This window comes from Geodermatophilus sp. SYSU D00705 (assembly GCF_054050135.1).
The window spans coordinates 184018-193893 of record NZ_JBJGYT010000006.1 but is presented as its reverse complement, the minus strand read 5'-3'; the positions used below and the strand labels follow the sequence as shown (position 1 = coordinate 193893).

The following is a 9876-nucleotide window of genomic DNA, read 5'->3' as shown; positions in this document are numbered from 1 at the left end:
GTGCTCTGCCCACCCTGGTGGGCAGAGCACGACCGCCCGGAGACCGACGACCGGGCCGCGAGCGTGGCGGGCGGTCAGCCGCCGACGACCCGCGGCACCGGGCGATCGGCGCCCGTGGGCGCCCCCCGCCGGGCGGCCTCCTCCTCGGTCACCGGCCGCACCGGCGCCCCCTCGGCGATCGGCGCGCCGGCGAAGACCGCGGCGTTGATCCCGCCGCGGTGCACCATCGCCTTGACCAGCCGGGCCCCGGTCAGCCGCTCCAGGTGGGTGCACGGCGGGCAGCGCTTCATGCCGAACAGCAGCGCGTCGCCGACGGCGAACCACCGGCCGACCAGCGACGGCAGGTCGATCCCCGTGGTCACCACGTTGCGGCGGGTGTCCCCGGGCGTCAGCTCCACGCCCACCTCCGCCGCGACGGCGGCCACGTCGCCGGCGTCGATGAGCGTCAGCTGCTTCTCCAGGTCCGGGTACCGGGCCCACGTGCCGCCGCCGAGGGCGTACCGGTCGCCCTCGAGGCCCCGGCCGGCCAGCAGCCGGGCCGACGGCACCCGCCGCATCGGCGCCGCCGCTTCCCCGGTCAGCCAGATCCCGGTCACGACGCCCGCCCCGGTCACGCCGTCCCCGTCGAGCCGGCCGCACGCAGCGGCGTGTCGTCGGCGCCCCGGGCGTCGAGGGCCTCGCTGAGGGTGTGCGCCAGCTGCAGCACCGAGATGATCAGCGGCACGAGCAGCCCGAGCCGCACGCGCTCGGCGCCCCGTGCGGCCTGCGCCTCGCGGATCCGGGCCGCGCGTTCGGCCAGCAGCGGGATGAAGCGCAGGGTCATCGCGACCACCAGCCCCACTCGCGCCGGGCGCACGCCCACCACCCGCAGCGGCCCGGCCAGCCACTCCACGACCGCCACCAGCGCCGTCACGCGGGTGGTCGCGGTGACCACCGCCGCGGCCACCACCAGGGTGAGCAGGCGCAGCACCGCCACCGCACCGGTCAGCGGCCCGGTCACGACCAGGTGGACGACGAACAGCGCGGCCAGCCAGACCCACACCGGCCGCACCTGCGCCCACAGTGCGCGGGCAGGCAGCCGCGCCACCACCAGACCCAGCGCCAGCACGGCGACCAGCGCCCCGGCCACCACCTCCACCCGCGACACCAGGAACAGCCCGACGCCGAGCGCTGCCAGCACGGCCAGCTTCAGGCCGGCCGGCGCGCGGTGCACCGGGCTGGTGCCCGGGAGGTACAGCGACAGCATCAGCCCATCCTCGCCACGTACCAGGGCACCGTCTCGGGGGGCGAGCCGTCGGCGGCGACGCGGCCGTCCTCGAACACCAGCACCCGGTCGAAGCCGGCCAGCAGGTCCAGGTGGTGGGTCACCACGACGACGTCCTGCGCCAGCTCGTCGATGACGCGGGCCACCCGCCGGGTGTTGGCGAGGTCGAGCAGGGTGGTCGGCTCGTCGAACACGATCCGCTCCGGGTGCATCACCAGGACACCGGCGATGGCCAGGAGCTGCTTCTGCCCGCCCGACAGCAGGTGCGCGGGGTGGTCGCGGTGGTCGGTCAGCCCGTACCGCGCCAGGACGTCGTCCACCCGCCGGGCGATCTCCGCGGCGTCCACCCCCTGGTTGGTCGGGCCGAAGGCGAGGTCCTCGGCGACGGTGGGGTGCACGATCTGCGCGTCGGGGTCCTGGAAGACGAAGCCGACCCGCCGGCGCACCTCCCGCGCCCGGGTGCGGGTGTCCAGGCCGTCGACGAGCACCGTGCCCGCGGTCGGCACGACCAGGCCGTTGAGCAGCCGGGCGAAGGTGCTCTTGCCCGAGCCGTTGGCGCCGATCACCCCCACCCGGGACTCGGTCAGGGTCACCGAGACGTCGGCGAGCACGGTGCGGTCGCCGTACGTGTGGGAGACCCCGCGCAGCTCGACCGCCGTCCGCGGGAGGGTCTCCGCGGACGCCGCGGCGGCTGCGCGCCGTCCCCACCGCACGAGCGGACTCAGCCGGCGGTGGCGCGCCGCGCGGGCAGCTCGATCACCGGGTATGCGCGACGGACGGCGACGGCCACCACCGAGGCGGCCACGGCCTTGACCACGTCACCGGGGATGAACGCCAGCGCGCCGGTGAACGACGCCGACAGCGGGATGTCGGCGTAGAGGCTGGTGAACGGGATGCCGATGGCGTAGATGACGACCACGCCGCCGACCAGGTTGGCCACCAGCGCCCAGGCGAGGTTGAACCGCCGCCAGAACAGCTGGGTCAGCCAGCCGATCACGAACGCCGCGACCGGCCAGCTGTACAGGTAGCCGGCCGTCGGACCGACGAAGACGCCCAGGCCGCCGCGGCCCCCCGACAGCACCGGGGCGCCGACGGCGACCACGGCCAGGAACACCAGCAGCGCCAGCCCGCCGCGCTTGGCGCCGAGCACGGAGCCGGCCAGCATCACGCCGAGGGTCTGCGCCGTGATCGGCACCGGGATGCCCGGCACGGGGACCGGCGGCAGCAGCCCGAGCACGGCCACGATCGCGGCGAAGAGCGCGACGTAGGCGAGGTCCCTGGTCTTCACGGCGGTCTCCTCCTGACGGCGGCGCTCGGTGCCGGCCCGCTCCGGTCCCCGCGGAACGTACCGGAGGGCCGGCCACCGCCCTCCGGCCGGTTTCCCGGCCAGGACCGCACGTCGACCGTGGCGCGGGGGCCCGACCCGACGGGTCCAGCGACGGTCGCCGTCGGTGTCGGCGCGCTCACCTGCAGATACGTCGACCGGTTTGCCCGGCCTCGCGGAGACGTGTTGTCTGGGGTTCTGAGCCCCCTCGGCGAAGGCGGAACAAGGCATGGCAAGCGGGTGGTGGGCGTCGCTGTGGCCGTGGGGACGCCCCACCCCGTACGAGCTCGCCGCGCAGCGACCGCCGTACCCGGATCGGGCACCCGGCGACGGGTCCCGGCCGGAGCGGACACCGCAGCCGGACGTGCCGCCCGCCGTCGACGAGGAGGCCGCGCACCGTGCTCCGGCCGGTGCGACGCGTGTCGGGGCGGCACCGTCGTCACCCCGGCACACCGCGCGCCGACAGGCGTCCGGCTCGACCGGCCCGGCCGGGACGCCCCCCGATCCGGTCCGCAGCACCCCGCTGCGGCCCGCCAACGAGACGACAGGAGCCCCATCCGTGGCACAGCTCGACAACGTCATCGCCGACCTGCTCGCGATCGAGGGCGCCAGCGGCGCCGCGATCGTCGACATCGACAGCGGCATGGCCCTCGCGGCCGGAGGGACGCCCGGGTTCGACCTCAACGTCGCGGCCGCGGGGAACTCGAACGTGGTGCGCGCGAAGCTGCGCACCATCCAGGACCTCGAGCTGAAGGACGAGATCGAGGACGTCCTGATCACGCTGCAGAACCAGTACCACCTGATCAACGTGCTCAAGGGGCAGGGCAACTCCGGCCTGTTCATCTACCTCGTGCTCAACCGCGTGACGGCGAACCTCGCCCTGGCGCGGCACAAGCTCCGCGCCGTCGCGAGCACCGTCAGCGTCTGACGACGCCGCGCCTCAGGCGGCGGCGGTGGCGGCCTCGACGATCCGCTCCCGCACGGCGTCGACGGCGAGCTCGCCGGTGTCGATCCAGCGGGCGACGCGGCCGTCGGCCACGATGCCGACCCGGTCGCAGAAGTCGGCCAGCTCGTCGGGGTCCACCGACACCACGACGACCGAGGTGCCGTGCGCGGTCGCCTCGTCGATCAGTTGGCGCACCTGCTGGCGGGCCCGGACGTCCAGACCGCGGGCCGGCTCGTGCAGCACGACGACGTCCCGGGCCGAGGCCATCCAGCGGGCCAGCGCGAGCTTGTGCTGGTCGCCGCCGGACAGCGCGCCGACGGACGTCCGGATGCTCAGCGTCTTGACGTCGAGCCGGTGGACGGTCCTGATGACCCTCCGCAGCGAGGCGATCTCCTTGCGCAGGTCGGTGAGCGCGCCCCACGGCTCGTCGGTGAGGGTGCGGGCGATCGTCTCGCCGGGATCGACCCCGTAGGCGTCGTCGTCCGGCCGGTACGCGGGCAGCCGCAGGGCGGCGTCCTCCGCCGAGGGGTCCAGCGAGCGCGGCTCCCCGTGCAGCACGGCCTCGTCGCTGAGCGCGGGCAGCTCGCCGGTGAGGGCGCCGGCGATCTCCCGGACGCCGGACGTGCGGTGTCCCGTCAGGCCGACGACCTCGCCCCGGCGCAGCAGGAGGTCCACCCCCTCGACCCGCCCCGGAACCCGCAGGTTGCGGACCGACAGGGCCACCTCCTCGGAGGGCGCCGGGCGGGCCCCCCGCGGGGCCGGGGCCTCCTCGGGCGGGGAGAGCGGGGGGAGCGGGACGGCCGCCGGCTCACGGCGCACCGGCAGGGACACCGGCCCGCCCACCGTCTCGGCGGCCAGCCGCACGGGGTCCAGGGAAGCGCTCGGGCAGTCCAGCGCGATCCGGCCCTCGCGCAGCACCAGCACCCGGTCGACCACCTCGAGCATCTCCGGCAGCCGGTGGCTGATGTAGAGCACGCCCCGGCCCTGCCGGCTCAGCCGGCCGGCGACCGCGTGCAGCCGGGTGACCTCCGAGGGCAGCAGGACAGCCGACACCTCGTCGAGCACGACCAGCCGGGTGTCCTCGGCGAGCACGCGGGCGGTCTCCACCAGGGGGTGCACGAAGTGGGGCAGGTCCCCGACGAGGGTGTCCGGGTCGGCGTCGAGGTCGACCTCGGCGAGCAGCACCCGTGCCTGCTCGCGCAGCTCGGCCTGCGGGCGCCCGGCGTGCGGCGTACCCCGGAACACGGCCTGGGCGAGGGTGAGCCCCGGGTCGATCCGCACCAGCTGCTCGACGACCCCGACCCCGACGTGGCGGGCGTCGTCCGCCGACAGGGGGGCGTAGGGGGAGCCGTCCAGCGTCATCGTCCCGGCGTCGGCCGCGGTGATCCCGGAGACGATGTCACCGAGGGTGGACTTGCCCGCGCCGTTGGTGCCGACGAGCCCGACGATCTCGCCCTCGGCGATGCGGAAGGAGACCTCCCGCAGGACCCGCCTGCCGCCGAAGGACTTGGTCATGCCCTCGACCTCGAGCAGCGTCATGGACGGGCGGCCTCCCCCCGCAGTGGTCCCCGACCACGGGGTCGGTCGATCGTCGTCTCAGCGTCCCCCGCGACGCCCCGTCACGGGTCCGATGCTACCCGCGCACGGGGGTGGCGCCTCCCGAACCGCGGCGTCCGGGAGGCCCTCCGGGCGCGTCCGGCTCAGGCCCGCAGCCACACCGCGGTGTCGGCGGGGACGACGCCGCCGGTCACGTCGGCGCTGGCCAGCAGCACCTCGCCCTCGGGCAGCGGCACGGCCTCCCCGGAGACGTTGACCAGGCACACCAGCCCACCGGGACGGCGGAACGCCAGGCAGCCTGCCGGTGCGGGCAGCCACTCCAGGGACTCGCCGCGCAGCGCCGGCGACGTCCGCCGCAGCGCGAGCGCGGACCGGTACAGCGACAGCATCGAGCCCGGGTCGGCGGCCTGCGCCTCCGCGGTGAGCGGGCCCCAGCCCTCCGGCATGGGCAGCCAGGTCTCGCGGCGGGAGGAGAACCCGTACGCGGGCTCGGTGCCCGACCACGGCACCGGGATGCGGCAGGCGTCGCGGCCGCGCTCGGCGTGGCCGGAGCGCTCCCAGATCGGGTCCTGCAGCGCCTCGTCGGGCAGGTCGACGTCGGGCATGCCGAGCTCGTCGCCGTTGTAGACGTAGGCCGCGCCCGGCAGGGCCAGCTGCAGCAGCGCCGCCGCCCGAGCACGCCGGGTGCCCACCTCCCCGCCGCCGTAGCGGGTGACGTGCCGCGGCCGGTCGTGGTTGGACAGCACCCAGCAGGCCGGCGCGGGGGTGCCCGCCACGGTGGCCAGCGAGTGGACGACGGCGTCGCGCAGCTCGTCGACGTCCCAGTCGGCGGTGAGCAGCTTGAAGTTGAAGGCCAGCTGCAGCTCGTCGGGGCGCAGGTACTGCGCCAGCCGGTCGTCGTCGGAGACCCACACCTCGCCGACGGCCATCGTGCCGGGGTGCTCGTCGAGCACCGCCCGGATCCGACGGTGCACCTCGTGGACGCCGTCGTCGTCGAAGCGGCGGTCGCCGGGGCCGTGGTCGTCGAGCAGGCCGGTGTCCTCCATCGGCTCCATGTCCGGCAGCCCGGCGGGCTTGGCCATGCCGTGCGCGACGTCGATCCGGAAGCCGTCGACGCCGCGGGCCAGCCAGAAGCGCATCGTCGCCTCGAGGTCGGCCACGACCTCGGGGTTGGTGAAGTCCAGGTCCGGCTGCTCCGGGGCGAACAGGTGCAGGTACCACTGGCCGCCGGGCACCCGCGTCCACGACGGCCCGCCGAACACCGAGGGCCAGTTGTTGGGGGGCTCGGCGCCGTCCGGGCCGCGGCCGTCGCGGAAGAGGTACCGCGCCCGCTCGGGAGAGCCGGGCGCCGCGGCCAGCGCCGCCTGGAACCACTCGTGCTGGTGCGAGCTGTGGTTGGGCACCAGGTCGACGGTCACCCGGATGCCGGCGGCGTGGGCCTCGGCCAGGAGCGCGTCGAACTCGGTGAGGTCGCCGAAGACCGGCTCGACGTCGCGGGGGTCGGCCACGTCGTACCCGTGGTCGGCCATGGGGGAGGGGTAGAACGGCGTGATCCACAGCGCGTCGACGCCGAGCTCCACCAGGTGCGGCAGCCGGGCGCGGATGCCGGCGAGGTCACCCACGCCGTCGCCGTTCCCGTCGGCGAAGCTGCGGATGTAGACCTGGTAGAAGACCGCGTCGCGCCACCAGTCGGCGCCGGTCGTGCGGGCAGCGGAAGGGGACAGCACCGGGCTCCTCGGGGTGTGCGGGCGTTCGGCCCCGTCCAGAGGCTCGCGCCGAGCCTGCGAGGCGTGAGGACGGGGCCCTTGTTCAGACGGTGGAGAGGGTGCCGGGCGCGTCGTCGGGCCAGCGGTTCTGCATGCTGCGGGCAGCCATCTCCAGGTAGCCCCACAGCGTGGCGTCGTGCTCGGCGGACAGCTCCAGGGAGTCGACGGCGTCGCGCATGTGTGCCAGCCAGGCGTCGCGCTCGGCGGGGCCGATCGCGAACGGCGCGTGGCGCATGCGCAGCCGCGGGTGCCCGCGCTGCTCGGAGTACGTCGTCGGCCCGCCCCAGTACTGCTCGAGGAACCCGCGCAGCCGGGTCTCGGCGCCCTCCCAGTCGTCCTGCGGGTAGAGCGGCGCCAGCACCGGGTCGGTGCGCACCCCGGCGTAGAAGCGGGCCACCAGCCGCCGGAAGGTCGGCTCGCCGCCGACCTCGTCGTAGAACGTCCGTGCCGAGGGCAGGGACCGGCTGGACTGGCTCATGCCACCGATCGTCCCGCAGGCTCGGCGCCTGCTGCCACGTGACCCTGCGTACGTCGGTAGGCGACCAGCGGCGGGACGACGGCGAGCAGGCCGACCGCGCCGAGCAGCGCCCACACGCCACCGGCCGGCAGCCCCTCGGCCGCGAGGCCGGCGACCAGCACCCCGAGCCCCTGGACGCCGTACAGCCCGCTGGCCGCCACCCCGAAGGCGCGGCCGCGGTAGGCCGCGGGCACGGCCTGCACGAACGCGACGTTGAGCGGGATCACCCAGGCCGCGCCGAGGCCGGCCACGAACGTCAGCGCGACCACGACCGCGTAGGCCCCGCGGCCCGGGCCGGCCCAGACGGCGACCAGCCCGGCCAGCAGCACCGGCACCAGGGACAGCAGCACCAGGGTCGGCACCAGCCGTTCGCGGCGCTCCTGGGTGAGGGCCCGGGCGACCAGCAGCCCGCCGACGGTGACGCCCAGCGGGTTGGCCGCGAGCAGCAGACCCACCTGCGTGGCGCCCTGCCCGAGCTCGTCGGCCAGCGGGGTGGCGATGCCCTCGGGCGCGTTGGCGAACAGGGTGCCCACCCAGGTGAGGGCGATGATCGCCCGCAGCCGCGGGGTGCGCGCGATCAGCCGCAGCCCCTCACCCGTGCCCCGCCACACCGATCGCGGCTCGCTCGCCCGCCCGTCGTCCGGGGCGGGGCGGGGCCGCAGGCGGGCCTTCAGCCAGCACGCCGACAGCACGAAGGTGGCGGCGTCGAGCAGCAGCACCGCCGAGGGGCTCAGCAGCGCCACCAGGACCCCGCCGAGCAGGAACCCGGCCATCTGGGCGACCTGGGAACCGATGTTGGTCAGCGAGGTGGCGACCGCGTACCGGTCGCCGTCGAGCACGTCGGCCATCAGGGCCGAGCGGGCCGACTCGAACGGGGGCGCGCACAGCGCGACCAGCAGCAGGAGGGCCAGCAGCACCCCGAGCGGCGTGCCGGGGACCGCCATGCCGGTGACGAGCAGGGCGCGGGCGACGTCGGCGGTGATCAGGACCCGGTGGCGGGGCAGCCGGTCGGCCAGCGTCGACAGCAGCGGGCCGCCGACCAGCCACGGCAGGTAGCTGATGCCGAAGGTGATCGCCGAGAGCAGCGGGGAGGAGGTGCGCTGGTAGACCAGGACGGTCAGCGCGACGCGGGCGAGCTCGTCGCCGATCGTGGACAGCAGGTAGCTGCCGGCGAGCGGCCGGAACTCCCGCACGGCGAAGACCTCACGGAAGGTCGCCGGGCGCGTGCGCGTCGCGCCGGCCGGGCTCGGGCCCGCCGGCGCACCCCCGCTCAGCGGGCTCCTGCCCCGGCGCCGGACGCCGCGCTGAGCAGCGGCAGCGGGGTGCGGATGCCCTCGGCGACGAAGCGCTCCTTGAGCCGCATGCGCAGCTCGCGCCCGACCCGCCACTGGTCGGCGTTGGTGCTGCGCACCTGCAGCCGCATGAAGACGCCCTCCGAGGTGATCTGCTCGACGCCGAGGGACTCCGGCGCCGCCAGCAGCGCGGGGGCCCACTCCTCCTCGGCGTACATCTCGTCGGCCACCTCCTGCATGATCGTCCGGCACCGCTCCAGGTCGGTGTCGTGGGCGACCGGCATGTCGATGACCACCTGTGCGTAACCCTGGCTCTTGTTGCCCACCCGCAGGATCTCGCCGTTGCGGGCGTACCAGACCACGCCGTTCACGTCGCGCAACCGGGTGATGCGCAGCCCGACCGCCTCGACGGTGCCGCTGGCCTCACCCAGGTCGACGACGTCGCCGACGCCGTACTGGTCCTCCAGGATGATGCCGATCCCGGCGATGAAGTCCTTCACCAGGTTCTGCGCACCGAACCCCAGCGCGACGCCGACCACGCCGGCGCTGGCGAGGATCGGCGCCAGGTTGATGCCGAGCTCGCCGAGCACGAGCACCACGGCGATGCCGAGCACCACGATCGAGGCGAACGAGCGCAGCGCCGAGCCGATGGCCTCGGCCCGCTGTGTGCGGCGGGCGGCGAGCTGGTCGAGGAGGGCGTCGCCCTGCGCCGTGGCGCGGGCACGCCGTCCGCGCAGGATCGAGGGGACGGCGCCGGTCGCGGTGCGCTCGGTCAGCCGGCGGATCGCGCGGTGGGCCAGGTACCGGACCAGCGTGGCGAGGACGACGATCAGCAGGATCTTCGTCGGCTTGGCGATCAGGGCCTGCGCGTTCTCCGCCAGCCAGTCCATCCCGAACCAGTCGTAGACCTGCTGGCAGAGCCAGTAGTCGGCGCAGTCGGGGACGGACCCGGTCAGGCCGTCGTCGGCAGCAGCGAGTACGGAGGGTGAAGCAGTCATCACGGAAATACTCTCAGGTTCCCCGCCCGAAAGGGGATCACTCCCGAGCCTCCCACGCCGCCGATCGCCCCGTCCCCGCCCTCCGGCCACGGTCCGGTACCGGAGCGGGCACGAAGCGGTAAAGGCCCCGGCGCGCGTGTTGACGTGCTCTGGACGACCACCTAGCGTCCGCCGCCGACCATCCGTCGGGACGCGGAGAACACGCGCCCCGA

At 75.2% G+C, this 9876-nt stretch carries 10 protein-coding genes; 1 reads left to right on the top strand and 9 read right to left on the bottom strand.

Annotated elements, in window-relative coordinates:
• Positions 1-74: 74 nt before the first annotated feature.
• From ACI78Q_RS07525 to ACI78Q_RS07510, 4 genes are read right to left on the bottom strand one after another with little or no spacing between them, the layout of a single operon-like run.
• A complete protein-coding gene (locus ACI78Q_RS07525) occupies positions 75-596 on the bottom strand; it encodes an MOSC domain-containing protein (RefSeq protein WP_456922704.1) in 522 nt (173 codons plus the stop codon).
• A 14-nt stretch (positions 597-610) separates the two neighbouring features.
• Positions 611-1246 (bottom strand): energy-coupling factor transporter transmembrane component T family protein, encoded by a 636-nt coding sequence (locus ACI78Q_RS07520; protein WP_456922703.1) that lies wholly within the window; start codon positions 1244-1246, stop codon positions 611-613.
• Positions 1246-1977: an energy-coupling factor ABC transporter ATP-binding protein gene (locus ACI78Q_RS07515; protein WP_456922702.1), complete on the bottom strand. Its 732-nt coding sequence runs from the start codon at positions 1975-1977 to the stop codon at positions 1246-1248. The genes ACI78Q_RS07520 and ACI78Q_RS07515 overlap by 1 nt, the downstream gene beginning before the upstream one ends.
• Positions 1978-1985: 8 nt before the next feature.
• Positions 1986-2552 (bottom strand): biotin transporter BioY, encoded by a 567-nt coding sequence (locus ACI78Q_RS07510; protein ID WP_456922701.1) that lies wholly within the window; start codon positions 2550-2552, stop codon positions 1986-1988.
• A 595-nt stretch (positions 2553-3147) separates the two neighbouring features.
• On the opposite strand from ACI78Q_RS07510, the gene ACI78Q_RS07505 reads away from it, so the two are divergent.
• Entirely contained in the window at positions 3148-3516 is a 369-nt protein-coding gene (locus ACI78Q_RS07505) for a hypothetical protein (protein ID WP_456922700.1), read from the top strand.
• 12 nt (positions 3517-3528) lie between these two features.
• On the opposite strand, the gene ACI78Q_RS07500 is transcribed toward ACI78Q_RS07505, so the two are convergent.
• From ACI78Q_RS07500 to ACI78Q_RS07480, 5 genes are all read right to left on the bottom strand, one after another.
• Positions 3529-5073: an ATP-binding cassette domain-containing protein gene (locus ACI78Q_RS07500; RefSeq protein WP_456922699.1), complete on the bottom strand. Its 1545-nt coding sequence runs from the start codon at positions 5071-5073 to the stop codon at positions 3529-3531.
• A 161-nt stretch (positions 5074-5234) separates the two neighbouring features.
• Positions 5235-6818 carry a glycoside hydrolase family 13 protein gene (locus ACI78Q_RS07495; protein ID WP_456922698.1) on the bottom strand — a complete coding sequence of 528 codons (1584 nt, stop codon included), beginning with the start codon at positions 6816-6818 and terminating at the stop codon, positions 5235-5237.
• An 82-nt stretch (positions 6819-6900) separates the two neighbouring features.
• Positions 6901-7335 (bottom strand): globin, encoded by a 435-nt coding sequence (locus tag ACI78Q_RS07490; RefSeq protein ID WP_456922697.1) that lies wholly within the window; start codon positions 7333-7335, stop codon positions 6901-6903.
• Positions 7332-8567, bottom strand: a complete 1236-nt coding sequence (locus ACI78Q_RS07485) for an MFS transporter (protein ID WP_456922696.1) — start codon at positions 8565-8567, stop codon at positions 7332-7334. The genes ACI78Q_RS07490 and ACI78Q_RS07485 overlap by 4 nt, the downstream gene beginning before the upstream one ends.
• Positions 8568-8644: 77 nt before the next feature.
• On the bottom strand, positions 8645-9664 hold the full coding sequence (locus ACI78Q_RS07480; protein WP_456922695.1) for a mechanosensitive ion channel family protein: 1020 nt from the start codon (positions 9662-9664) through the stop codon (positions 8645-8647).
• Positions 9665-9876: the final 212 nt, after the last annotated feature.

Bases quoted from the DNA above. Each gene is read 5' to 3' on its own strand.
- ACI78Q_RS07520 (WP_456922703.1), bottom strand. From the start codon at position 1,246: ATGCTGTCGCTGTACCTCCCGGGCACCAGCCCGGTGCACCGCGCGCCG.
- ACI78Q_RS07480 (WP_456922695.1), bottom strand. From the start codon at position 9,664: ATGACTGCTTCACCCTCCGTACTCGCTGCTGCCGACGACGGCCTGACC.
- ACI78Q_RS07490 (WP_456922697.1), bottom strand. From the start codon at position 7,335: ATGAGCCAGTCCAGCCGGTCCCTGCCCTCGGCACGGACGTTCTACGAC.
- ACI78Q_RS07500 (WP_456922699.1), bottom strand. From the start codon at position 5,073: ATGACGCTGCTCGAGGTCGAGGGCATGACCAAGTCCTTCGGCGGCAGG.